This window comes from Bacillus cereus, from assembly GCF_002567495.1.
Lineage (GTDB): Bacteria > Bacillota > Bacilli > Bacillales > Bacillaceae_G > Bacillus_A > Bacillus_A cereus_AQ.
Map to the genome: position 1 here is coordinate 104,370 of NZ_NVAP01000048.1, position 24,019 is coordinate 128,388.

Sequence of the window (24,019 nt, forward strand, 5' to 3'; positions counted from 1 at the left end):
CATGTCACAGTCGTTAATCGTTGCATTAGATTTTCCAGGGAAACAAGAAGTAGAACAATTCTTACACCATTTTGAAGGGGAAGAGTTATTTGTCAAAGTAGGTATGGAGTTATTTTACAAAGAAGGCCCTGCAATTATTACGTACTTAAAAGAAAAAGGACATAAGATTTTCCTAGATTTAAAACTTCATGATATTCCGAATACAGTAAAAAGCGCTATGCGTAGCCTAGCTAGTCTAGATGTTGATATGGTAAATGTTCATGCTGCTGGGGGAAGTAGCATGATGAAAGCCGCGATTGAGGGATTAGAGGAAGGTAAGCAAGAAGGAAAAGAGAGACCGATTTGTATTGCAGTTACACAACTAACAAGCACTTCGGAAGCTATGATGAAAAAAGAGATTGGCATTGAGAAAACGTTAGAAGAAGCGGTTGCTCATTATGCAAAATTAACGAAGGAAAGTGGACTTGATGGCGTTGTTTGTTCAACACTTGAAGTTCCAAAATTACGTGAAGTATGTGGAAATGAATTTGTAACAGTAACACCGGGGATTCGTCTTGCAAGTGATGATGTTAATGACCAAGTGCGCGTAGCAACACCGAAACGTGCGAGGGAACTTGGCTCAAGCTACATCGTAGTTGGACGTAGTATTACAAAAGCAGAAAATCCGCTTGAAGCGTATAAAACAGTAAAACAACAGTGGGAAGGTGTAACAGTATGAAAAAAGAAATCGCATCGCATTTATTAGAAATTGGAGCAGTATTTTTACAACCGAATGATCCATTCACATGGTCTTCTGGTATGAAATCACCAATTTATTGTGATAACCGTTTAACTTTATCTTATCCAAAAGTACGTCAAGCAATTGCAGCTGGATTAGAAGAGCTAATTAAAGAACACTTCCCAACTGTAGAAGTTATTGCAGGAACAGCAACTGCTGGTATTGCGCACGCTGCATGGGTAAGCGATCGTATGGATTTACCAATGTGCTACGTACGTAGTAAAGCAAAAGGCCACGGTAAAGGGAACCAGATCGAAGGAAAAGCTGAAAAAGGTCAAAAAGTAGTAGTAGTTGAAGACTTAATTTCAACTGGTGGTAGTGCAATTACATGTGTAGAAGCACTTCGCGAAGCTGGCTGTGAAGTATTGGGAATCGTATCAATCTTCACATACGAGCTTGAAGCAGGAAAAACAAAACTAGAAGAAGCTAACGTAGCATCATATTCTTTAAGTGATTACAGTTCATTAACTGAAGTTGCAGCAGAAAAAGGTATGATCGGACAAGCTGAAACGAAGAAATTACAAGAGTGGCGTAAAAATCCAGCTGACGAAGCTTGGATCACAGCGTAACACGAAAAAAGACGACTGCGGGGGAACGCGGTCGTCTTTTTATATCATTGTTAAAATTTCATGTAAAGAATATATAGTAGGAACATCACACTTACGTTGCGAGTTATCTCGATTTAACCATATCCCTTGCATTCCAGCTGCTGTACTACTAATTGCATCAGTCTCTAATCGATCGCCAATATAATAGCAATCTTTCATTTCAAGATTCGATTGTAATACGGCTCTGTGAAAAATTTCAGGGTCTGGTTTTGATATACCGATTTCACTAGAAGTGAAAATATATTTGAAATATTGTAGAATGTTTAGAGCTGTTAATTTTTCGATTTGTTGCTCATAGTCTCCATTACTGATGATACCTAATGAGTGTCCTCTTCGCTGCAAGCTTTGTAATGTATAGAGTACATCTTCAAACGCGATCCAGTTTTTCTTGTATAGTTCTATATATTGATTGAATCTATGCTGAGATTCCCGGGGGGATAAGTCAACTCCATATACTTTAAATAAATGGGACATTCGCAATCCTTGTTGTTCTTGAAAAGATAATTCTTTGGATAAAAATTTGTTGAAATATTGTTCGGATAATTCATGCCATAGTTTTATATTCTCTAATTCGTTTCCTGAAAAAATATCATTATACTCTTGGAAGAAATATGAGATACCATTTTTCTCAGCAGTATCGTAATCAAGTAAAGTTCCATCAATATCAAAGAAAATCATATTACAATCTCCTCGCTAATAACTATTTAGCGTTTTCTGCAACTTCATATCCTCTTACAAACAATAAAGTCATATAAGAAACAATAAATGAGAAGATGCTATACATGCCAACCCAAAAGAAAAATTTTGGAGTGAAGGCGATAACACCTATTATTAAAAAACTAGCAAACGTTACAATCGGCATTACGTAATACGTTTTCGTCTTGCGCGTTCCAATAACAGAAACGATAAAGATAAGTAATGGACAAATTAATAAGACGAAAATCAATTCATTCATAGTTATGTCCCCTTTTCTAATTGCAGTAATCGGTTTCTCGTAAATGTTTTGAAATAAATACTCTCCTAATATAATTTCGCTAAGTGATAACGAATCCCTCTTAAAAATCAGTAATTCATGATGAATTTTACAATGAAAAAACGTAAGCAAGATAACACTTACTTACGTTATAAAATAAACATCGCAACGATTGTGGTGACAAGTAAGCCAATCACAACTGGTAAAAAGTTTCGGCGTGCAAGTTCAAATGGATCTACCTTGCAAATCGCAGCAGCAGGAATAAGCGCCCATGGAATTAACGTCCCGCCCCCAGTCCATATAGCTGCAATTTGCCCGAGTGCTGTTAATGTAGCTGTTCCATGTCCGAGTGCTGTGCCGAAAAGGTTTGCAATCGAACCAGCAAGCGATATACCGGAAAAACCAGATCCATCTAAGCCTGTTATGACACCAACAATAGTTAATGTTCCCGCCGATACATATTGATTTAAAGGAACAGTTTGAGATAAGGCGATTCCTAAGTCATTAATGATTCCATGTGAACCTTTCGGTAAATAGTCTCCAATAATCTTTACAAATCCGCTATCTCCTAAATAAAAGAGTGCAGCAATTGGGATAACTGGACCGAAGATTTTAAATCCGAATTGAAGCCCTTCTATAAAATAATCGGTCGTTTTATTCAGTCCATTCCCTTTATAGGTGATGAGAGAAATGATGATAATCATAATAACAGTCGTCCCGCCGATAAGTGCAGTTGCGTCGCTTCCTTGTAGTTTAAAGTGAATCATGCAAAGGATATCAATGATATATATGATAGGAATACATATAGCGAGCCATTTCTTTATGCGAGGAGATAATAAAATAGTAGTTTTAGATGGTTCCGTTGATGAAGAGGTGTCTTGCAATGATAATCCTGTATGAAATTCTTTTCGTAAGAAGAAAAAAGCGACGGAAGTTGTAACAACGCCCATAACGATAACGAGGGGAACACTGGCAGAAACGACGCTGGAAACAGGAAGGCCAGCTGCGTCTGCGGTTAATTTCGGTGCACCTTGAATAACGAAGTCACCAGATAAGGCAATGCCGTGTCCAAATAAGTTCATAGCAATCGCAACTCCAATTGGAGGAAGACCGACGCGTACAGCGACTGGTAATAAAATAGCCCCCATTAAGGCGACAGCTGGAGAAGGCCAAAAGAAGAAAGAAATGGTCATCATTAAAAGGCCGATAATCCAGTAGGCGAGTGTAGGGGTACGAATCATCTTTGTAAATGGTGAAATCATCGTATCATTTATGCCAGTATGAACGAGTAGGTTACTCATCGATACGATAATGGAAATGATTAATATAGTTGGTAATAGTTCAGTGATAGCGTAAATGAAGCTTTGAAAGATCCCGCTAATGGCAAGTGGGATAGAACTTGTAGCGGTTAATGCTAATAAAAAGATAAAAACGATACAAATGATCGTCGTGTCTTTTCGGAGAATAAAAAAGGTAATAATAGTGAGTAAACAAAGAATATAGAGGGCGTGTAAAAGTGTTAATTCAACTCCCATCACATTCACATCCTTTAGGCATTCGTGTAGTTTATTGTATGAAAGCAGTGAAAGTATGTGAGTATAGGAAAAAAGAAAAAGTGAAATTTCATGTACTGTAATGGCAAGGATGGAAAATGGATGTTACAATACAATTAATCCTAAAAATGGAATTCAAGGAGGGCTTATGCGCAAAAAAATTGGATTTTGGGGATTTATCATATCTTGTAGTCTATTAATCATTTTAAATCTGTTTACAAACAATGAATGGATCAGTATCATACCTGTTTTCGGGTTTGTTTTTGTACTGTTATATAACTGGGATGATATGAAAGAATATAGTAAGAAAAGTATTGGAATTATGCTAGGTATCATTGGTGTTTGCTCACTTTCTGTAGGGTTTATTTTAATAGAAGGGCAGAAACAGATGGAGAAAATATCTATTTTTCAAGAATGGATGTCGTCTGCAAAAGGTCTTTATATTGTAATTGTAGTAGTTATTTTTCTGAAAATTGTTATAAGTATAGCAAGTTACATATTAAAGGAGAGGTAGAATGGGGGAGTACGAATGAGAGAGAAAATAGGGTATTATGGTGTGCTCGTTTGTTTACTATTATCAGTTATTTCAGGGCAATTTCTTAAAAGTGAATGGATACCGATTATATTATGTATAGGAGTATTGATTTTTGCACCTATGTATCGCTGGAATGAATGGAAAGCATATAGCCGAAAAAGGAAAATTGTTTTCAGCATCGAGTTTGTCATTATAATTAGCACAATTCCGTTTTTGTTATTGAAAGGAAATGAGATCATAGACGGAATTGTAATGTTTCAAGGGTGGTTATTTATTGCGAAATTGATATATTTAATATGCATTTTAACGTTGGTAGCGGTAGTCGCCAAAAAAGTAAATGAAAAGCTATTCGCTAATGAATAAAAGAAAATGCCACCTTATTCGGTGGCATTTTCTCATTTTACTGAAGGAGCTTTTTGCATCTTTTTAATTAAACGAATTTGTCCGCGATGATTGATCTCATCTTCAAATACGTGAAACCATTTAAAATAGTTATTTGCTGGTTTGTCATACCAAAAGTCTGTCGTTTTAAATAGCCATTCATCAGGTAACGATTGAAAAGTCTCAATCGTTTTGGAACGTACTTCTTGTAATGTGTTTATGTAAAATTCTATAGAGTTGCCTTTTATTTTCTCGCGTCCAAGATCTCCTAACTCAATCGCAGGTAACCACCGTTCTAACTCAGCCTCCGTTGGTTCACGGTCTTCAAAAGTATGAATCTGGTAGTAAAATTCAATAGCGGCCATATGGTACAATAACATGCCGACTGAATTTGCTTCTTCATCATACAAATAATCAAGTTCTTCAATTGTTAAACCCTCCACCGCTTGCATTGTTGTATAGCGAGCGTAATTCATCATGGAAACAAGTTTGGAAAATTCAGGCTGTAAACCATCTATTTTATCAATTACAAAGTTCAATTAAAATTCCCCCTCTTTAAACGATGACTCCAGAGAAAGAATTCTATGTGCAGCGAAAAACTCCTTTTAAAAAGGTCATGATTTTAACAAGGTATGACAATTAGTTCTCGATTTGATTTTGTAATAACTTCATATCCATCTTTTGTGATGACAATATCATCTTCAATTCTACAACCGCCCCAGTCTGGTATATAAATGCCTGGTTCCACTGTAACAACCATACCTTCTTCTAAAGTAGCTTTACTTTCTTGGGATAAGCGGAGAGGTTCATGAATTTCTAACCCAAGACCATGACCAGTAGAGTGTCCAAAATATTGGCCGTATCCATGCTCAGTAATGTAATCTCTCGTTATATCATCGATACTTTTCGCAGTTTCCCCAGGTTTAATCGCTTCCGTCCCACGTTTTAACGCTTCTCGTACAATATTGTATATCTTTTTGAATTCTTCTGATGGTTCCCCAATTGCTACAGTACGTGTTATATCAGAACAATATCCATCGTAAAGTGCACCGAAATCTAATGTAACGACGTCGCCTCGTTCGATTATTTTATTTGATGCAACTCCATGAGGAAGTGAAGAACGGACGCCAGAAGCTACAATGATTTGGAATGAAGAGGATGTAGCCCCTTTTTTTCGCATGAAAAATTCTAACTCATCTCGTACATCATTTTCACTTATTCCTGGTTTTAGAAACGTAAGGATGTGGTGAAATGCTTCGTCAGCAATATTAGCTGCGATTTTCATTGTTTCTATTTCAGGCATGTCTTTAATGATACGAATATTTTCGATGATTTCGCACACTTGAACTATTTCCGCATGTACGTATTTTTGTAAGTTTTTATATTGTTGCAATGTCATGTTGTTTTCTTCAATTCCGAGTTTTTGAATGTTTAATTTCGATACTTGATTTGCAATTTCTTTTTCTAAATTTCCTGTATGCATAATAATTTCAGCATCTTTTATTTGTGATTTCGCTTGATCTACATAGCGAAAATCAGTGATAAAAACAGCTTTATCCGCAGAGATTAAGACGACGCCAGCACTACCTGTAAAGCCTGTTGCATATTGGCGATTTTCTTTTTTTGTAATCAGTAATCCGTCAATTTCATAGTTTTGAAGTTGATTTTGGATTTTATTAATTTTCAAAGTCATATTAATTCCCCCTATTCACAGTATTGAATAAAGCAAATAGCGTGCCAAAATGTATATTTGAAGAAAAGATAGTAGGGAAGACATGTATTTTAGGGGGAGGTAAAAAAATAGCCCGCCATTTGCGGGAGATGGTTTGTTCATAAAATCCAGATTGCTTCAATAAATAGTAGGGGGATGAAAAAATATTGATTGGAGTTACACTTGTACTTTATTTACATACTGTAAAAAAATTTATACAAATGTGAAATGACACTGTCAATTTTTTTGACAATATTGAATGGATATAGCAACTAAATTGAAAATAAATAAAAAATGCGCTGCTTATAAGCAACGCATTTTTATATTTACGCTTTTAATTTCATTACAGTATCAGCATCAGGTGTTACATATACAGTTTGCTGATTGTCATATGTAACAAATCCAAGTTTTGCACCACTCGGTTTTTTTACATGACGTATTTTTGTGAAATCAACGGGTACAGAACTAGACTCTTTTGCTTTACTGTAATAAGCGGCAATTTTTGCAGCTTCTAACACAGTTTCTTCAGCAGGTTCTAAAGAACGAATGACAACATGAGAGCCAGGTATGTCTTTCGTATGTAACCAAATTTCATCACGACGGGCAAATTTTGTTGTTAAATAATCATTTTGCTTATTGTTTTTCCCAACGAAAATCTCTGTACCGTCACTAGCTACATATTTATCCAATACTGGTTTTGTAGGTTTTTTCTTTGCATTTTTCGTCTTACGATTACGCACATATCCTTCTTCTGCTAATTCCTCACGAATTTCTTCAATATCTTTTGAAGAAGCAGCTTCCATTTGTTGAAGTAAGCTATCAAAATAAAGAATTTCCTCATTGGTTTTTTCGATTTGTTCTTCTACAACAACAACTGAATTTTTTGCTTTTTGGTATTTTTGGAAATAGCGTTGTGCATTGTCAGATGGTGTTTTTAAAGGATCTAATGTGATTTTTACAGTTCCGCCATTTTCATCGTAATAATTAACGACCTCAATATCTTTATCGCCTTTTTTTAAAGCATACATATTAGCTGTAAGTAGCTCTCCAAATAGTTGATATTTATCTGCTTTTCCAGCATCTTGTAATGTTTTTTCAAGTTTAATAAGTTTTTTCTCATTTTTATTTTTTTCGTTTTGCATAAAGCGTTCTAAATCATGAGCTTGTTGTTTTACACGGTCTCGCTCCGCTTTTCCGAAAAAGAAACGGTCTAACAATGTACTAACAGATGAGAATGTTTTTTCTTCTCCTTGCAAGTGTGTAAGAGGGAAAAGATAAAAGAATTCTTTCCCGTTTGCAGTAATCATTGTTGGCGAATATGTATGAGTTAGCAATGGTTTTTGTATGGAGAAAAACGCTGCACATAATGCTTTTTCATTTGCCATACCTGCTTTATTTACAACTTCTTTTGCAAATAATGGAGAAACTCCCATAAATGCTCCGACAATTTGTTTGTCCATGTTTCCAGATAAAAAGTCTAGCGGTCTAATAAAATCATCTTCTGTTTCGATAAGAAGCGGATTAACCTTATGTTGTGCTGGTGGGGCAACATATTCAGCTCCAGCATACACAGTACGATGGCGGTTTACCGCTAAAGATATGTGTTTTAAGCTATCTAAAATAACATTTGTTTTCGTATCTACTAAGATAATGTTACTGTGTCGTCCCATTATTTCAATTACTAATGTTTTTAATGATTCGTCTCCGATTTCATTACGACTGCGAACTGTAATTTGAATAATACGTTCTAAGTCGATTTGTTCAATCTTTTCAATAAACCCACCCTCTAAATGTTTACGAAGAAGCATACAAAACATCGGCGGTATTGCTGGCGAATCGTAGTTTTGATTCGTTAAGTGCATACGCGCATATGTAGGATGAGATGAAAGAATTAGTTTTTGATTCTTTCCATTCGCTCGAATATGTAATAAGATCTCGTATTTTGAAGGTTGATATATTTTGGAAATTCTTCCTGTGTAAAGAGAATTTGCAATTTCATGTGTAATCGCTCTTGTAAATAATCCATCGAATGCCATAAATGAACACTCCTTTCTAACTAAAAGTTAATTATAGCATTTTTTTGGACGAGGCTGAATAAGCTTTCAATAGAGTATGTCTGGAATCAGGAGGTCGATAGCAGGATGAACTGGTATGGAATGCGAGCACATGAAGTGGAAGAAAGAACGAATACAAATGTAAAGGTTGGTCTTACAGAGAAAGAAGCAGAAGGGCGAATAAAGAAATTTGGTACAAATGAATTAGAAGAAGCAAAAAGGCCTTCTGCACTAATGGTATTTTTAGCGCAATTTAAAGATTTCATGGTACTTGTTTTGTTTGGAGCAACAATTGTTTCTGCATTTTTAGGTGAATACATTGATTCTATTGCTATTGTTGCCATTGTTATTATCAATGGTATTCTCGGCTTTTTTCAAGAAAGAAAAGCTGAAAAATCATTGGAAGCTTTAAAGGAACTAGCCGCCCCGCAAGTTACTGTAATGCGGAATGGGAAGTGGGTAAAAGCACCATCTAAAGCACTCGTTTTAGGTGATATTATTAAGTTTTCCAGTGGTGATCGTATTGGGGCTGATGTGCGTCTTGTTGAGGCATCAAGTTTGTATATTGAAGAGTCTGCTTTGACAGGGGAGTCCGTACCTGTGCAAAAGAAGGTAGAAGCATTGCAAGGGCAAGAGGTTGCAATTGGTGATCAAAAAAATATGGCTTTTATGGGGACAATGATTACGCGAGGATCTGGAACAGGCGTTGTTGTAGCAACTGGTATGAATACAGCGATGGGTCAAATTGCAAATATGTTACAAAATGCAGAGCAAATGGAAACGCCACTGCAAAGAAGGTTAGAGCAACTCGGAAAAATATTAATTATTGTGGCTCTTATTTTGACAGCACTCGTTGTATTAGCTGGCGTGTATCAAGGGAATGAAGTATATCATATGTTTTTAGCTGGCGTGTCGTTGGCTGTTGCGGCTATTCCAGAAGGATTGCCAGCAATTGTTACAGTAGCTTTATCGCTTGGTGTACAGCGTATGATAAAAAAGAGAGCAATTGTAAGGAAGTTACCAGCCGTAGAAACATTAGGCTGTGCTTCTGTTATATGCTCTGATAAAACGGGAACAATGACGCAAAACAAAATGATGGTAACACATATGTGGTCAGGCGGAGAATTGTGGAAAGTGACAGGGCAAGGGTATGAACCTAATGGCTCTTTTATGAAAGGTGAAAAAGAAGTAAATCCAGCTAAGACAAAAGCACTTTATCAACTACTTACATTTGGTTCACTATGTAACAACGCAAATATTATTCAAAAGAAAAAGACGTACGTATTAGATGGAGATCCAACAGAGGGAGCGCTTGTAGCTGCAGCAATGAAAGCTGGGATAACACGTGAGGCATTGAAAGGGAAATTTGAAATTATTCGTGAATTTCCATTTGATTCAACTCGAAAAATGATGAGTGTTATTGTACGAGATCGAGAGGGGAAGAAGTTTGTTGTTACGAAAGGAGCTCCAGACGTTCTCTTGCAAATGAGTCAAACGATCTTATGGGGGGATAAGCAGCAGCCGTTAAGTGAGTTATATAGAAAAGAAGTACAGGCGGCTATTCATAGTTTAGGTAGTCAAGCACTTCGAACAATTGCAGTTGCATTTAAGCCTTTAAAAGTCACGGATTCTATTGAACATGAAAGAGATGTTGAAAAAGATTTTATGTTGGTTGGGATACAAGGTATGATTGATCCGCCAAGGCCAGAAGTGGCGCAGGCGGTAAAAGAGTGTAAAGAAGCTGGTATTCGAACAGTAATGATTACAGGTGATCATAAAGTGACAGCAATGGCGATCGCTGAACAATTAGGAGTTTTACCATCAGGTGGACGCGTTGTTGAAGGAGTAGAACTCGCGAATATGGATGTAGAGGAATTAGAAAATGTTGTAGAAGATACGTATGTATTCGCTCGTGTATCACCTGAACATAAATTGAAAATTGTTAAGGCACTGCAAAATCAAGGGCATATCGTAGCGATGACAGGCGATGGAGTGAACGATGCCCCAGCCATAAAAACAGCGGATATTGGGATAGCGATGGGGATTACAGGGACAGATGTTGCGAAAGAAGCCTCTTCACTTGTTTTACTAGACGATAATTTTGCCACAATTAAATCAGCAATTAAAGAAGGAAGAAATATATACGAGAACATACGTAAGTTCATTCGCTACTTATTAGCGTCAAACGTTGGAGAAATTTTAGTCATGTTATTTGCGATGTTACTTGCATTACCACTACCGATGGTTCCTATTCAAATTTTATGGGTGAACTTAGTTACTGATGGTCTACCGGCGATGGCATTAGGTTTGGATAAGGCTGAGGGAGATGTAATGAAAAGAACGCCGCGCCATCCGAAAGAAGGAGTATTCGCTAGAGGGCTTGCGTGGAAAATAATAAGTCGAGGGTTTTTAATTGGGGCAGTGACGTTAGTAGCGTTTATTATTGCGTATAACCAACATCCAAATGAACTGAAATATGCACAAACTGTAGCGTTCGCGACGTTGGTACTTGCTCAGCTTATTCATGTATTTGATTGTCGTAGTGAGCATTCTGTCTTTCACCGTAATCCATTTGGGAACGTGTATTTAGTAGGGGCGGTTATCATTTCGTTACTACTCATGCTAGTGGTTATATATTATCCACCGTTACAACCGATCTTTAGCACAATGCCGATACAAGCAAGAGATTGGTTGTTAATTGGAGGTTTGTCGTCAATCCCGACTTTCTTACTAGTAGGTTCTTTATTAACAGGGAAAAAGGAGAAGAAGAAAAAGCCAGTGTTATATAAGAAGGGATTAAACTTGAAATAGTCAATTTTATGAAAATGTGATATAATTTACAGAAGGTAGTAGAGCCTTGTCTCTATTACCTTTTTCATTGAGTTATTTTATGGCTTGGATGTGATAAAAATGATTTCTAGTATGACAGGATTTGGAAGATCGAAAGTAGAAAGTGATACTTTTCAAATTACAGTAGAAATGAAATCGGTGAACCACCGTTTTTTAGAGATGAGTATTCGACTTCCTAAGCAAATGATGGTATTTGAGGACAAAATTCGTAAAATAATTGCAGAACAAGTTCGACGTGGACGCATTGAAGTGTCTATTAGTATAGCGGGTGAAGGGCTTGTTGAAAGAAAATTAAGTGTGAATTGGCAGCTTCTCAAGCAGTACCAGTCGATGATGGAAGATATAAAAGGGAAATTTCAATTACAAGATTCTATTACACTCGGGCAATTAATGGCAATGCCAGAAGTAACAGCAATTGAAGAAATAGAAAATGTAAATGAACATTTTGAGAACAGTTTATATGAGGCTGTTCGTCAAGCTGCTCATATGTTAAAAACGATGAGAGATGGCGAAGGAGAACGATTACATAAAGATATAGCGTATCGTTTACAAGAGATTAGCAATTGTGTAAATGCAATTATTCCACATGCACCAATTGTTACACAAAAATATCGTGAACGATTAGAGAATCGCTTAAAAGAATTACATAATCAAGATCTAGACGAACAAAGGTTACTAACAGAAGTTGCAATGTTTGCAGAGCGTTGTGATATTCATGAGGAGTTAGTTCGTTTGCAAAGTCATTTAGATCAATTTCGTGAAACACTGCAGATTGAAGAGCCTGTTGGAAGGAAAATGGACTTCATCGTGCAAGAGATGCATAGAGAAATTAATACGATTGGTTCTAAGGCAAATGACTTAACAATTTCAAAATATGTCGTAGAAATGAAAAATAACCTTGAAAAAATTCGTGAACAAGTACAAAATATTGAGTAGCTTTCAAAAAATATATAAAGTTATACGTGGTGGAGAAATCGGATAGACTTACTAGGAGGCGCAAACTATGGCCATGCGGTTTTTAAATATTGGATACGGAAATATTGTATCTGCTCATCGAATTATTGCTATTGTAAGTCCGGAGTCAGCTCCTATTAAACGAACAGTACAGGAAGCACGCGAACATAATGCTTTGCTTGATGCTACGTATGGGAGAAAAACAAGGGCGGTTATTGTTATGGATGATGGGCATGTTGTATTAAGTCCAATTCAGCCAGAGACGATTGCACATCGTTTGAATAATAAAGAAGATTTAAGTGAGGAAGGGTAGGTTTTACATATTTATGAGAAGTAGAAGAGGATTGCTTATCGTTCTTTCAGGGCCTTCTGGGGTCGGAAAAGGGACGGTTCGTAAAGAGCTGTTTAGCCATGAGGATACACGTTTTCAGTACTCTATTTCAGTAACGACACGTAAGCCGCGTGAAGGTGAAGTAGATGGTGTGGATTATTTCTTTAAAGAGAGAGAAGAATTTGAGGAAATGATTCGTAATGAAAAATTACTTGAGTGGGCTGAGTTCGTCGGTAATTATTACGGAACACCGATTGACTATGTTGAAAAAACATTACAAGAAGGAAAAGATGTATTCTTAGAAATTGAAGTGCAAGGAGCAATTCAAGTTAAGAAAGCTTTCCCAGAAGGTGTATTTATTTTCTTAGCACCTCCAAGTTTATCTGAACTAAAGAGCCGAATTGTCGGACGTGGTACAGAGACTGAAGATGTTATTGAAAATCGTTTAACTGTAGCGAAAGAAGAAATCGAGATGATGGACGCTTACGACTATGTAGTAGAAAACGATCAAGTTGAATTAGCTTGTGATAGAATTAAAGCAATTGTGGTTGGCGAACATTGCCGCCGCGAAAGGGTAGCAAAATATTATAAAGAAATGACGGAGGGTCTATAATTATGTTAAATCCATCAATTGACTCATTACTACTAAAAATCGATTCTAAGTACACATTAGTAACAGTAGCTGCAAAGCGTGCGCGTGAAATGCAAATTGTTAACAATTGTGTTATTGATCAACCTGTTTCTCATAAATGTGTAGGTAAAGCATTAGAAGAAATCGATGCGGAAGTATTAAGCTACGTACCAAGTGAAGATAAAGTAGCTGAATAAGCCTTTGCCTTCGACAAAATAAAACATAGACTTTATAATTTTCTATGTAACGGTAACAACCTATTTACAAGTAGGTTGTTATTTTTTTACGAAAGGAATGAAATATTGGTACTGACGAGCTGGAAATTCTATTTCAGTATTATAAGTTTGAAAAAGAAAGAGGACGAGTCATATGCTAAAAGGGAAAAAGATACTTCTATGTGTAACAGGAGGCATTGCGGTTTTTAAAGCAGCTGCGTTAACGAGCAAATTGACACAATCTGGTGCTATTGTAAAAGTGATGATGAGTGAGTCGGCAATGAAATTTGTTACGCCTCTTACATTCCAAGCACTTTCTCGCCATGATGTATATACAGATACATTCGATGAGAAGGACTCAGCTGTTATTGCTCATATTGATTTAGCAGATTGGGCGGATGTTGTACTTGTCGCACCTGCTACAGCCAATTGCATTGGGAAGTTAGCTGGTGGTATTGCAGATGATATGATTACAACTACTTTGTTAGCCACTACAGCTCCGGTATGGATTGCGCCTGCTATGAATGTGCATATGTATGAAAATAAAATTGTTCAAAAAAATATGATGACGTTGAAAACGCTAGGATATACATTTATTGAGCCTGGGGAAGGCTTTTTAGCATGTGGATATGTAGCAAAGGGACGACTAGAAGAACCTGAAGCGATTATTGCACGGTTAGAGGAAGCTTTCTCAGCACACAAACCATTGCAGGGAAAAAGAATATTAATAACTGCTGGCCCAACACGTGAAAAGGTTGATCCAGTTCGTTTTATGACGAATTTTTCTTCTGGAAAAATGGGGTATGCGATTGCAGAAGTGGCGGCGAATTTAGGCGCTGATGTTATACTCGTTTCAGGACCGACAGCATTAAATCCACCGTTACATGTAACAACAATACAAGTGGAATCTGCACAAGATATGTTAGAAGCAGTTCTTCAACATTATCAAAACGTAGACGTTGTCATTAAAACAGCAGCAGTTGCAGATTATCGTCCAAAATATGTTCATGATAATAAAATGAAAAAGCAAAATGGTGATGCTGTAATTGAACTCGAGAGAACGGTGGATATATTAAAAACGTTAGGTCAGAAAAAGGATAAACAGTTACTTATCGGTTTTGCCGCTGAAACGACAAATGTAGAGGAATACGCAACGAAAAAATTACGTGAGAAAAATGCAGATATGATTGTCGCGAATGATGTAAAAGCGCAAGGAGCTGGATTTGGCACGGATACGAACATTGTAACAATGTATAGAAAAGATGGAAAAGTTATTGAGTTGCCACTTTTAATGAAAAAAGAGGTAGCTCGTGAAATATTAAAGCAAATTGAAATGATGTTAGAAGATGATCGTTTATGAAATTTGCAAGTGTAATTGTTGATGTACCTGCCCGTCAGACAGATCGACCATTTGATTACATTATCCCTAAAAAATGGGAAGATATTGTACAGACAGGAATGCGTGTAGTTGTTCCGTTTGGGCCAAGAAAATTGCAAGGTTTTATTATTGGGATTAAAGATTCGGTTGATGTAGAAAGTAAGAAGTTAAAGACAATCCATGAAATATTAGATGTAACACCGGTTTTAAATGATGAATTATTAAAGCTTGGATATTGGCTTACAAGTGAAACGTTATGCTATATGATTTCAGCTTTTCAAGTAATGCTTCCAACAGCGATAAAAGCAACGTATAAAAAACGTCTACAACTTTGTAAACAGGAAGAAATAGCACCTGAAATACTATATTTATTTCAGGATAAAGAAGCAATTGATTTTGAAGTAATCGAGGAACAGCCACATTTATACCGGACTATTCAACAAGAAATTAAAAATGGTACGATTGAAGTCGTTTATCAAGTGAAAGATAAAGTGCAGAAGAAGAAGCAAAGAGTTGTTCTGCCGGAGTTGCCAGAAGATAAATTGGAATTAGCGGCATTTGAACTGAAAAGTAAAAAACAACAAGATGTACTCTATTATTTTGTGGAAAATTATAAAAGTGTACCGTTGAAAGTAATTACAGAAGAGTTACAAATAACAGATGCTCCAATAAAAGCACTTGTTAAAAAGGGATTCATTTCAGAAAAGTATGTGGAAGTATACCGAAACCCGTATGACGATGATGATTTTGAACAAACGAAACCATTTCCACTTACGGAGGAACAAAAACAAGTCATTACACCGATTTTATCATCAATTACAAATGAAACTTATAATCCATTTTTACTATATGGTGTTACAGGAAGTGGAAAGACAGAAGTATATTTACAATCTATAGCAGCAGTGCTCGAGAAAGGAAAAGAAGCTATCGTTCTTGTTCCTGAAATTGCACTAACGCCCCAAATGGTAGATCGTTTTAAAGGTAGGTTTGGCTCGCAAGTTGCAGTTCTTCATAGTGCGTTGTCTGTTGGAGAAAAGTATGACGAGTGGCGTAAAATTTTAAGAAAAGAAGTAAAAGTTGTAGTTGGTGCGCGTTCAGCTGTTTTTGCTCCTTTTGAAAATTTAGGGATTATTATTATTGATGAAGAGCATGAATCAAGTTACAAACAAGAAGATAATCCGAGGTATCATGCAAGAGATGTAGCTGTGTGGAGAGGACAATATCATAAATGTCCTATCGTTCTTGGTAGTGCGACACCGACACTCGAATCGTTTGCAAGAGCGAAAAAAGGTGTTTATGAACTACTAACAATGGAAAAACGTATGAATGAACGAGCTTTACCAACAGTAGAGATTGTTGATATGCGGGAAGAACTTCGTGATGGGAATCGATCAATGTTTTCTAAGGCGCTGCATGAAAAAATAGCAAATCGATTAGAAAAGAAAGAACAAATGGTACTCTTTTTAAATAGAAGAGGTCATTCTACATTTGTTATGTGCCGTGATTGTGGGTATGTTGTACAATGTCCGCATTGTGATATTTCACTGACATATCATAAAATGAATCATCGTTTAAAATGTCATTATTGTAGTTACGAAGAGAATATGCCAACAGAGTGTCCAGCTTGTCAAAGTACATACATTCGTTTCTTTGGTACAGGTACACAAAAGGTAGAAGAGGAAATTACAAAACTATTTCCAGAGGCGCGAGTCATTCGAATGGATGTAGATACGACAAGTCGAAAAGGAATGCATGAAAAATTATTAAAGGCGTTCGGGGAAGAAAAAGCAGATATATTACTCGGAACACAAATGATTGCTAAAGGATTAGATTTTCCGAAAGTAACGCTTGTTGGGGTTTTAACTGCAGATACGATGCTTCACTTACCTGATTTTCGGGCGAGTGAAAAGACATATCAGTTATTGACGCAAGTAAGTGGACGAGCAGGTAGACATGAATTGCCAGGGGAAGTTGTAATTCAAACGTATACGCCAGAGCATTACAGTATAGAGTTAGCAAAGAACCAACAATATGATGTGTTTTTTGACCAAGAAATGCAGATGCGAAGAACGAGACAATATCCCCCGTATTACTATGTTGTACTCGTAACGGTATCTCATCCTGAATTATTAAAAGCGGTGCAAGTGACGGAAAAAATTGCCTCGTATTTACGAACGCATTGCTCACAGCAAACAATGGTGTTAGGACCAGTTGCTTCAGCAATTCCAAGGATAAAAGATAGATATCGTTATCAATGCATGATAAAATACAAACGGGAACCAAACTTAAAGAACGTGCTCAAAATGGTAAATGAACATTATCAAGCAGAAATGCAAAAAGAGCTACAAATCTCAATTGATTTTAATCCAACAATGTTAATGTAGCGGAGGGAAATATGGCAGTTTTAGAAATAGTAAAGCATCCAAATGAAGTATTAGAAACACCATGCGAAAGAGTAATTAACTTTGATAAAAAGTTAGTGAAATTGTTGAAAGATATGCATGAAACAATGTTAATTGCGGACGGAGTCGGTTTAGCTGCGCCTCAAGTAGGCGTAAGCTTGCAAGTAGCGGTTATTGATATCGGTGATGATACTGGGAAAATCGAGTTAATCAATCCATCAATATTAGAAAAACGTGGTGAACAAGTAGGTCCCGAAGGCTGTTTAAGCTTCCCGGGACTTTATGGTGAAGTGGAACGTGCCGATTATATTAAAGTAAGAGCGCAAAATCGCCGTGGGAAAGTATTTTTATTAGAAGCGGAAGGATTTTTAGCGCGTGCAATTCAGCATGAAATCGATCATTTACACGGTGTTTTATTTACATCGAAAGTGACAAGATATTATGAAGAAAACGAACTAGAATAGGTGTTAAAAGGAGCGGTTTTTAAATGATAAAAGTAGTGTTTATGGGAACACCGGACTTTTCAGTGCCGGTGCTTCGTCGTCTTATTGAAGATGGCTATGATGTAGTAGGTGTTGTGACGCAACCTGATCGTCCGGTAGGTAGAAAAAAGGTATTAACACCTACACCTGTTAAAGTTGAAGCGGAAAAACATGGTATCCCTGTGTTGCAGCCGTTAAAAATTCGTGAAAAAGATGAATATGAAAAAGTATTGGCATTAGAGGCAGATTTAATTGTAACAGCTGCATTTGGTCAGATTGTACCAAATGAAATTTTAGAAGCACCAAAGTATGGATGTATTAATGTCCACGCTTCTTTACTACCTGAACTTCGTGGTGGTGCACCAATTCATTATGCAATTATGGAAGGTAAAGAAAAAACAGGTATTACAATTATGTATATGGTAGAAAAATTGGATGCTGGTGATATCTTAACGCAAGTGGAAGTGGAAATTGAAGAGCGTGAAACGACAGGCTCATTATTTGATAAATTAAGTGAAGCAGGAGCACATCTTCTATCTAAAACAGTACCTTTATTAATTCAAGGTAAGCTAGAACCGATTAAACAAAACGAAGAAGAAGTAACGTTTGCGTACAATATAAAACGTGAGCAAGAGAAGATTGATTGGACAAAAACAGGTGAAGAAGTATACAATCACATTCGCGGATTGAATCCATGGCCAGTTGCTTATACAACTTTAGCAGGACAAGTTGTTAAAGTATGGTGGGGAGAAAAAGTACCTGTAACTGAACCGGCTGAAGCAGGTACGATTGTTGCAGTCGAAGAAGATGGTTTTGTTGTAGCAACTAGTAATGAAACAGGTGTTAAAATTACTGAATTGCAACCTTCTGGTAAAAAGCGTATGAGTTGTTCACAATTTTTACGTGGAACAAAACCTGAAATTGGAACGAAGTTAGGAGAAAATGCATGAGACAAAATGTGCGTGAATTAGCTCTTGATGGTTTAATTCAAGTGGAAAAAAGTGGTGCATATAGCAACTTACTTTTAAATAATCTAATTGAAAAAAGTGCAATTGATAGAAAAGATATTGGTTTATTAACTGAAATTGTATACGGAACGATTCAACGTCGTGACACATTAGATTATTATTTACAGCCTTTTTTAAAAAAGAAGGTTGAGGCGTGGGTAAGAGTATTGCTTCGCTTATCTTTATATCAAATGATTTATTTAGACCGAGTGCCAGAAAGAGCGGCTATTCATGAAGCTGTTGAGATTGCAAAGCGTCGTGGGCATAAAGGGATTTCAGGCATGGTGAACGGAGTATTACGTTCAATTCAGCGAGAAGGTGTACCTTCATTAGATGAAATCAAAGATCCAGTAGAACGTCTTGCAATTGCAACAAGTCATCCAGTTTGGCTTGTCCAAGAGTGGACTTCTGCATATGGTTTAGAGACTGCAGGGAAAATGTGTGAAGTAAACATGTTACCTCCTGTACCTACAGCACGTGTGAATATTGATAAGGTAACGGTAGAAGAAGCGATTGAGTTGTTGGCAAGTGAAGGTATAGAAGCAAAACGTGGTGACTTGTCAGATGATGCAATTCAGATTGAAAGAGGGAATGTAGCGCATACAGAAGCGTTTAAAAAAGGATTTCTTTCTATTCAAGATGAAAGCTCTATGCTTGTAGCACGCGCTTTAGAACCGAATACGGGAGATGCAGTTCTTGATAGTTGTGCTGCTCCGGGCGGAAAAACAACGCATATCGCAGAACGATTAAAGGGAACTGGTAAGGTCATGTCTCTTGATTTACATGCACACAAAGTGCGCTTAATTAAACAGCAAGCAGAGCGACTTGGTCTAGAAAATGTCGAAACAAAAGCGCTAGATGCTAGAAAAGTGCAAGAGCACTTTGCAAATGAAACGTTTGATAAAATATTGGTAGATGCACCGTGTTCTGGATTTGGTGTAATTAGACGTAAACCTGATATTAAGTTAGGAAAAGATAAAGGTGATAGTGAAAGATTATCGACGATTCAAATTGCAATACTAGAAAAAATAGCACCATTATTAAAACAAGGCGGTCGTCTTGTTTATAGTACGTGCACAATTGAAAAAATAGAAAATGAACAAGTAATAGAGAAATTTTTAAAAGAACATCCTGAATTTGAATGGGATACTACGATAAAAGAACGTATGCCAGAAAAATTAAGTCCGTATATTGATGAAGGTCAAGTACGAATTTTACCGCATTATTTTGCAACGGATGGCTTTTATATTGCTTGTTTAAGGAAGAAGGTGTAGCATCATGGAAACGACTGTAAGAAAACAAAAGAAAAATGTAGAAACGAAGAAACCATCAATTTACTCTTTACAACTTCATGAAATGCAAGATTGGTTAAAGGAACAAGGAGAACCGAAGTTCCGCGCTGGACAAATTTTTGACTGGCTATATAAAAAACGTGTGAAAAATTATGAGGATATGTCAAACCTTTCTAAAGGATTGCGTGATAAATTGTCGAATTCCTTTGATATTACTACTTTAAACACGTTAGTAAAACAAACGTCTTCGGATGGAACGATTAAATTCTTATTCCAATTATATGACGGATATTCTATTGAAACGGTATTAATGCGACATGAATATGGAAATTCCATTTGTGTAACAACGCAAGTTGGTTGTCGTATTGGATGTACGTTCTGTGCTTCGACACTTGGTGGACTGAAACGAAACCTAGAAGCTGGAGAAATCGTAGCGCAAGTAGTAGAAGTTCAGCGTGCGCTTGATGAAACAGAAGAACGTGTAAGTTCTCTTGTTGTTATGGGAATTGGAGAACCATTTGATAACTACGATAATTTAATGGGATTCTTACGCATCACTAACCATGAAAAAGGACTTCATATTGGCGCGAGACATATGACTGTTTCGACGAGTGGAATTATCCCGAAAATTTATAAGTTTGCTGAAGAAGAACTACAAATTAATTTTGCGATTTCATTGCATGCTCCAAACTCAGAATTACGTTCAAAATTAATGCCGATTAACCGTGCTTATAAATTACCGGATTTAATGGAAGCTATTAAATACTATGTAAATAGAACAGGGCGTCGTATTACTTTTGAATATGGATTATTTGGAGGAGAAAATGACCAAGTTGAGCACGCTGAAGAGCTTGCTGCGCTCTTAAAAGGTGTAAAATGTCATGTGAACTTAATTCCGGTAAACTACGTACCTGAACGTGATTATGTACGTACGCCACGTGAGCAAATTTTCTTATTCGAGAAAACGTTAAAAGATCGTGGAGTGAATGTAACGATTCGCCGTGAACAAGGTCATGATATTGATGCAGCCTGCGGTCAGTTGCGTGCGAAGGAGCGCAAAGAAGAGACGAGGTGACGAGATGAAAGCCGTATTTCTATCGGATAAAGGAAAAGTTCGTCAACATAATGAAGATAGTGCAGGAGTTTTTCACAATTTAGATGGAAATGTTTTAGCGGTAGTAGCAGATGGAATGGGAGGTCATCGAGCTGGTGATGTAGCTAGCTCGATGGCCATTCAATTATTCCATGATTATTGGAAGCAAACGCATAATATGAATGAACCGAAAAAAGTAGAACAATGGTTACATACTAGTGTTGGGATTATTAATGAGCGTATATATGAATACGCTCAGCAAAATGTAGAATGTAATGGTATGGGAACAACGCTTATAATAGCTGTTTGTACACCAAGTTTTGTGACAATAGGGCATATAGGAGATAGTCGTTGCTATATGGTATCAGAAGGAGAAATGACGCTTGTAACGGAAGATCATTCGCTTGTAAATGAGCTTGTGAGACATGGTGAAATTTCAAAGGAAGACGCAGAGTATCATCCGAAAAAGAATGTCTTATTAAGAGCGTTAGGAACAGAAGAAAAAGTTGGATTAGATGTTAAAACGTTGGTGCTTGAGGAAGATGATCAGTTGCTTCTTTGCTCTGATGGGTTATCAAACAAAGTTTCTATTGATGATATGAAACAAATTTTACAGTTAAATGAACAGCTTGAAGGTAAAGGGCAGCGTCTCATTCAATTGGCGAATGATCGTGGTGGAGAAGATAATATCACACTTGTTCTTATTGATTATGCGGGTTCGACAAACGAAAGTAGGTGAAGTGCAACGTGCTGATTGGAAAACGCTTAAATGACCGTTATAAGCTGCTGAAAATGATAGGTGGTGGCGGAATGGCCAATGTATATTTAGCTCATGATGATATACTTGGCCGAGATGTAGCGGTAAAAATATTAAGACTCGACTATTCAAATAACGAAGAGTTTATTAAACGTTTCCATCGAGAAGCGCAGTCTGTTACAACGTTGTCGCATCCAAATATTGTGAATATGTATGATGTCGGAGAAGAAGATGGTATATATTATCTTGTCATGGAATATGTACCTGGGCAAACATTGAAGCAATACATAATTGAGCAAGGGATGTTACCTATAGGAGAAGCTCTTGATATTATGGGGCAGCTAACATCCGCCATGGCACACGCCCATCATTTTGAAATTGTGCATCGTGATATAAAACCGCACAATATTTTAATTCGAGCTGATGGAATAATAAAAGTAACAGATTTTGGAATTGCGACAGCTACAAGTGCAACAACAATTACACATACAAATTCAGTACTCGGTTCAGTCCATTATTTATCACCAGAACAGGCACGCGGCGGGATAGCAAATAAACAATCGGATATTTATTCTCTTGGAATAGTTATGTTTGAATTGTTAACAGGAAGACAACCGTTTTCTGGCGAATCTGCTGTTGCTATAGCTTTAAAACATTTACAAAGTGAAATCCCATCACCAAAAAGATGGAATGAAAATATTCCGCAAAGTGTTGAAAATATTATATTAAAGGCAACTGCAAAAGATCCGTTCCATCGATATCAATCTGCCAATGCGATGAAGCGAGATATTGAAACTGCGCTATATCCAGAGAGGATAAATGAGCAACCATTTTACATACCGGAAGATATGGAAGCGACGAAAGCGATTCCGATTATTCAACAAGAACAATTATTTGGAAATGTAAGTGATGAAACGATTGTTTTAAAAGGGAGTAAAGCGGAGGAACCAATAAGAGCAGAAGCAGCTGAGTTAGATAAGAAGAAAAAACGGAGTAACAAGTGGCTTAAAGTTTTAATTTCAACATTTTTATTTTTAGCAATAGGAATAACATTAGCACTTACGGTTATTCCAGGATTATTTATTCCGAAAGATGTGAAAGTTCCTGATGTGGCTGGTATGAAATACACGACAGCTGTAAATACATTAGTAGAAAAAGGCTTTGAGGTGACGGAGCCTAATATTGTATATACAGATGATGTTGAGGTTGGGGATGTAATAAAAACAGATCCTGTAGCAGGAAGAGTCGTAAAAGAAAACGCTAAAATCACTATCTATCAATCAGGTGGAAAAAAGAAAAGTAAGATGAAGAATTTCACAGGACAAAACTTTGAGAGTGTAAAAACTGAGTTAGAAGAAAAATATAAACAAGTTACAGTAAATTATATTGAAAATGATAAGCCGAAAGGTGAAATTGTAGAGCAAATTCCGACGCCTGATCAAATGGTTATAGAAGCGGAGCAAGAACTGAAAATCTGGGTAAGTAAAGGTCCTTATCAAATTAGACCAGGTGATTTTTCGGGGTGGACCGAAAATAGTGTAACTGGTTATTTGAATGAGAGAAAACTAACTTCGGATATAAAACGAGAGTATTCAGATACAGTTGAAAAAGGACTTGTAATTTCACAATTTCCAAAGCCAGGTACACCATTAAAAGAGGGAGATAAAGTAACTATTATTATCTCTGATGGTCCGAAGCCTAAAGTGACTAAAACGGTAAAAGTGGACAATATTTCTGTCCCATATGAGCCTGCTGTAACAGGTGAGAAAAAGCCGCAAACAATAGAAATTTATAAAGAAGATATGCAGCAAAAAATGGATAGACCGGTTGAAACGAGAACAATTACTGAATCAGCGACTATTTCTTTAGAATTTGTAATTCAAGAAGGTTCAAAGGGACACTATAAAATTGTACGAGATGGAGTAACAATCATTGACAAAGAAGTACCATATCCAACTCAATAATAGTGAAAGTCTACTTATTATTATTGCCTGTTATGCTGTCTACAAAGTGGACGGTATAGCAGGCAAAAAT

At 36.7% G+C, this 24,019-nt stretch carries 23 protein-coding genes; 17 read left to right on the plus strand and 6 right to left on the minus strand.

Features of this window, described 5'->3' with window-relative positions:
- Position 1 precedes the first annotated feature (1 nt).
- Both pyrF and pyrE read left to right on the plus strand, forming a co-directional pair.
- Positions 2–718, plus strand: coding sequence for an orotidine-5'-phosphate decarboxylase (gene pyrF, locus COK05_RS23855; protein WP_000083510.1), 717 nt, complete (start codon positions 2–4; stop codon positions 716–718).
- On the plus strand, positions 715–1,347 hold the full coding sequence (pyrE, locus tag COK05_RS23860; RefSeq protein WP_098614518.1) for an orotate phosphoribosyltransferase: 633 nt from the start codon (positions 715–717) through the stop codon (positions 1,345–1,347). Before pyrF ends, pyrE begins: the two co-directional genes overlap by 4 nt.
- 39 nt (positions 1,348–1,386) lie before the next feature.
- Here the strand turns inward: pyrE and COK05_RS23865 are convergent, their stop codons facing one another.
- From COK05_RS23865 to COK05_RS23875, 3 genes are all read right to left on the minus strand, one after another.
- Positions 1,387–2,064 (minus strand): HAD family hydrolase, encoded by a 678-nt coding sequence (locus COK05_RS23865; protein ID WP_098614519.1) that lies wholly within the window; start codon positions 2,062–2,064, stop codon positions 1,387–1,389.
- Between the two features lie 22 nt (positions 2,065–2,086).
- Positions 2,087–2,341 carry a YbeF family protein gene (locus COK05_RS23870; RefSeq protein WP_001003934.1) on the minus strand — a complete coding sequence of 85 codons (255 nt, stop codon included), beginning with the start codon at positions 2,339–2,341 and terminating at the stop codon, positions 2,087–2,089.
- A gap of 167 nt (positions 2,342–2,508) precedes the next feature.
- On the minus strand, positions 2,509–3,894 hold the full coding sequence (locus tag COK05_RS23875; protein ID WP_098614520.1) for a hypothetical protein: 1,386 nt from the start codon (positions 3,892–3,894) through the stop codon (positions 2,509–2,511).
- A 100-nt stretch (positions 3,895–3,994) separates the two neighbouring features.
- On the opposite strand from COK05_RS23875, the gene COK05_RS23880 reads away from it, so the two are divergent.
- Together COK05_RS23880 and COK05_RS23885 are read left to right on the plus strand one after the other, a co-directional pair.
- A complete protein-coding gene (locus COK05_RS23880; RefSeq protein WP_141539234.1) occupies positions 3,995–4,426 on the plus strand; it encodes a YoqO family protein in 432 nt (143 codons plus the stop codon).
- A 15-nt stretch (positions 4,427–4,441) separates the two neighbouring features.
- Positions 4,442–4,810: a YoqO family protein gene (locus tag COK05_RS23885; RefSeq protein WP_098614521.1), complete on the plus strand. Its 369-nt coding sequence runs from the start codon at positions 4,442–4,444 to the stop codon at positions 4,808–4,810.
- A 32-nt stretch (positions 4,811–4,842) separates the two neighbouring features.
- On the opposite strand, the gene COK05_RS23890 is transcribed toward COK05_RS23885, so the two are convergent.
- The 3 genes from COK05_RS23890 to COK05_RS23900 form a co-directional block, all read right to left on the minus strand.
- Positions 4,843–5,367: a DinB family protein gene (locus COK05_RS23890; protein ID WP_098614522.1), complete on the minus strand. Its 525-nt coding sequence runs from the start codon at positions 5,365–5,367 to the stop codon at positions 4,843–4,845.
- A gap of 83 nt (positions 5,368–5,450) precedes the next feature.
- A complete protein-coding gene (locus tag COK05_RS23895; protein WP_098614523.1) occupies positions 5,451–6,521 on the minus strand; it encodes a M24 family metallopeptidase in 1,071 nt (356 codons plus the stop codon).
- A 344-nt stretch (positions 6,522–6,865) separates the two neighbouring features.
- On the minus strand, positions 6,866–8,575 hold the full coding sequence (locus tag COK05_RS23900) for an Rqc2 family fibronectin-binding protein (RefSeq protein WP_098614524.1): 1,710 nt from the start codon (positions 8,573–8,575) through the stop codon (positions 6,866–6,868).
- A 105-nt stretch (positions 8,576–8,680) separates the two neighbouring features.
- On the opposite strand from COK05_RS23900, the gene COK05_RS23905 reads away from it, so the two are divergent.
- From COK05_RS23905 to pknB, 13 genes are all read left to right on the plus strand, one after another.
- Positions 8,681–11,404, plus strand: a complete 2,724-nt coding sequence (locus COK05_RS23905; RefSeq protein WP_098614525.1) for a calcium-translocating P-type ATPase, SERCA-type — start codon at positions 8,681–8,683, stop codon at positions 11,402–11,404.
- A 99-nt stretch (positions 11,405–11,503) separates the two neighbouring features.
- Positions 11,504–12,379, plus strand: coding sequence for a YicC/YloC family endoribonuclease (locus COK05_RS23910; RefSeq protein ID WP_098614526.1), 876 nt, complete (start codon positions 11,504–11,506; stop codon positions 12,377–12,379).
- Between the two features lie 67 nt (positions 12,380–12,446).
- Positions 12,447–12,710 carry an extracellular matrix/biofilm regulator RemA gene (remA, locus tag COK05_RS23915; protein ID WP_001251456.1) on the plus strand — a complete coding sequence of 88 codons (264 nt, stop codon included), beginning with the start codon at positions 12,447–12,449 and terminating at the stop codon, positions 12,708–12,710.
- 13 nt (positions 12,711–12,723) lie between these two features.
- Entirely contained in the window at positions 12,724–13,341 is a 618-nt protein-coding gene (gene gmk / locus COK05_RS23920; protein ID WP_001257741.1) for a guanylate kinase, read from the plus strand.
- A gap of 2 nt (positions 13,342–13,343) precedes the next feature.
- The gene (rpoZ, locus tag COK05_RS23925; RefSeq protein WP_098614527.1) at positions 13,344–13,556 is read left to right on the plus strand and encodes a DNA-directed RNA polymerase subunit omega; all 213 of its coding nucleotides are present in this window, start codon (positions 13,344–13,346) and stop codon (positions 13,554–13,556) included.
- A gap of 172 nt (positions 13,557–13,728) precedes the next feature.
- Positions 13,729–14,934 (plus strand): bifunctional phosphopantothenoylcysteine decarboxylase/phosphopantothenate--cysteine ligase CoaBC, encoded by a 1,206-nt coding sequence (coaBC, locus tag COK05_RS23930; RefSeq protein WP_098614528.1) that lies wholly within the window; start codon positions 13,729–13,731, stop codon positions 14,932–14,934.
- Positions 14,931–17,336 (plus strand): primosomal protein N', encoded by a 2,406-nt coding sequence (gene priA / locus COK05_RS23935; RefSeq protein ID WP_098614529.1) that lies wholly within the window; start codon positions 14,931–14,933, stop codon positions 17,334–17,336. The genes coaBC and priA overlap by 4 nt, the downstream gene beginning before the upstream one ends.
- An 11-nt stretch (positions 17,337–17,347) precedes the next feature.
- Positions 17,348–17,818 (plus strand): peptide deformylase, encoded by a 471-nt coding sequence (gene def, locus COK05_RS23940; RefSeq protein WP_098614530.1) that lies wholly within the window; start codon positions 17,348–17,350, stop codon positions 17,816–17,818.
- 23 nt (positions 17,819–17,841) lie between these two features.
- Positions 17,842–18,786, plus strand: a complete 945-nt coding sequence (gene fmt / locus COK05_RS23945) for a methionyl-tRNA formyltransferase (protein WP_098614531.1) — start codon at positions 17,842–17,844, stop codon at positions 18,784–18,786.
- Complete coding sequence (gene rsmB / locus COK05_RS23950) at positions 18,783–20,117, plus strand: 16S rRNA (cytosine(967)-C(5))-methyltransferase RsmB (protein WP_098614532.1); 1,335 nt, start codon at positions 18,783–18,785, stop codon at positions 20,115–20,117. Before fmt ends, rsmB begins: the two co-directional genes overlap by 4 nt.
- Before the next feature lie 4 nt (positions 20,118–20,121).
- Positions 20,122–21,210, plus strand: coding sequence for a 23S rRNA (adenine(2503)-C(2))-methyltransferase RlmN (rlmN, locus tag COK05_RS23955; protein WP_000450550.1), 1,089 nt, complete (start codon positions 20,122–20,124; stop codon positions 21,208–21,210).
- A gap of 4 nt (positions 21,211–21,214) precedes the next feature.
- Positions 21,215–21,967 (plus strand): Stp1/IreP family PP2C-type Ser/Thr phosphatase, encoded by a 753-nt coding sequence (locus tag COK05_RS23960; protein WP_098614533.1) that lies wholly within the window; start codon positions 21,215–21,217, stop codon positions 21,965–21,967.
- A gap of 8 nt (positions 21,968–21,975) precedes the next feature.
- On the plus strand, positions 21,976–23,949 hold the full coding sequence (gene pknB / locus COK05_RS23965; RefSeq protein ID WP_098614534.1) for a Stk1 family PASTA domain-containing Ser/Thr kinase: 1,974 nt from the start codon (positions 21,976–21,978) through the stop codon (positions 23,947–23,949).
- Positions 23,950–24,019 lie beyond the last annotated feature (70 nt).

What these genes read in the sequence shown, in the direction of transcription:
- fmt (WP_098614531.1), top strand. Translation starts at nt 17,842, where the DNA reads ATGATAAAAGTAGTGTTTATGGGAACACCGGACTTTTCAGTGCCGGTG.
- rpoZ (WP_098614527.1), top strand. Translation starts at nt 13,344, where the DNA reads ATGTTAAATCCATCAATTGACTCATTACTACTAAAAATCGATTCTAAG.
- def (WP_098614530.1), top strand. Translation starts at nt 17,348, where the DNA reads ATGGCAGTTTTAGAAATAGTAAAGCATCCAAATGAAGTATTAGAAACA.
- COK05_RS23910 (WP_098614526.1), top strand. Translation starts at nt 11,504, where the DNA reads ATGATTTCTAGTATGACAGGATTTGGAAGATCGAAAGTAGAAAGTGAT.
- COK05_RS23905 (WP_098614525.1), top strand. Translation starts at nt 8,681, where the DNA reads ATGAACTGGTATGGAATGCGAGCACATGAAGTGGAAGAAAGAACGAAT.
- COK05_RS23880 (WP_141539234.1), top strand. Translation starts at nt 3,995, where the DNA reads ATGGCAAGGATGGAAAATGGATGTTACAATACAATTAATCCTAAAAAT.
- rsmB (WP_098614532.1), top strand. Translation starts at nt 18,783, where the DNA reads ATGAGACAAAATGTGCGTGAATTAGCTCTTGATGGTTTAATTCAAGTG.
- COK05_RS23960 (WP_098614533.1), top strand. Translation starts at nt 21,215, where the DNA reads ATGAAAGCCGTATTTCTATCGGATAAAGGAAAAGTTCGTCAACATAAT.
- COK05_RS23900 (WP_098614524.1), bottom strand. Translation starts at nt 8,575, where the DNA reads ATGGCATTCGATGGATTATTTACAAGAGCGATTACACATGAAATTGCA.
- priA (WP_098614529.1), top strand. Translation starts at nt 14,931, where the DNA reads ATGAAATTTGCAAGTGTAATTGTTGATGTACCTGCCCGTCAGACAGAT.
- COK05_RS23870 (WP_001003934.1), bottom strand. Translation starts at nt 2,341, where the DNA reads ATGAATGAATTGATTTTCGTCTTATTAATTTGTCCATTACTTATCTTT.
- COK05_RS23885 (WP_098614521.1), top strand. Translation starts at nt 4,442, where the DNA reads ATGAGAGAGAAAATAGGGTATTATGGTGTGCTCGTTTGTTTACTATTA.
- remA (WP_001251456.1), top strand. Translation starts at nt 12,447, where the DNA reads ATGGCCATGCGGTTTTTAAATATTGGATACGGAAATATTGTATCTGCT.
- pyrE (WP_098614518.1), top strand. Translation starts at nt 715, where the DNA reads ATGAAAAAAGAAATCGCATCGCATTTATTAGAAATTGGAGCAGTATTT.
- COK05_RS23865 (WP_098614519.1), bottom strand. Translation starts at nt 2,064, where the DNA reads ATGATTTTCTTTGATATTGATGGAACTTTACTTGATTACGATACTGCT.
- gmk (WP_001257741.1), top strand. Translation starts at nt 12,724, where the DNA reads ATGAGAAGTAGAAGAGGATTGCTTATCGTTCTTTCAGGGCCTTCTGGG.
- COK05_RS23875 (WP_098614520.1), bottom strand. Translation starts at nt 3,894, where the DNA reads ATGGGAGTTGAATTAACACTTTTACACGCCCTCTATATTCTTTGTTTA.
- coaBC (WP_098614528.1), top strand. Translation starts at nt 13,729, where the DNA reads ATGCTAAAAGGGAAAAAGATACTTCTATGTGTAACAGGAGGCATTGCG.
- rlmN (WP_000450550.1), top strand. Translation starts at nt 20,122, where the DNA reads ATGGAAACGACTGTAAGAAAACAAAAGAAAAATGTAGAAACGAAGAAA.
- COK05_RS23895 (WP_098614523.1), bottom strand. Translation starts at nt 6,521, where the DNA reads ATGACTTTGAAAATTAATAAAATCCAAAATCAACTTCAAAACTATGAA.
- pyrF (WP_000083510.1), top strand. Translation starts at nt 2, where the DNA reads ATGTCACAGTCGTTAATCGTTGCATTAGATTTTCCAGGGAAACAAGAA.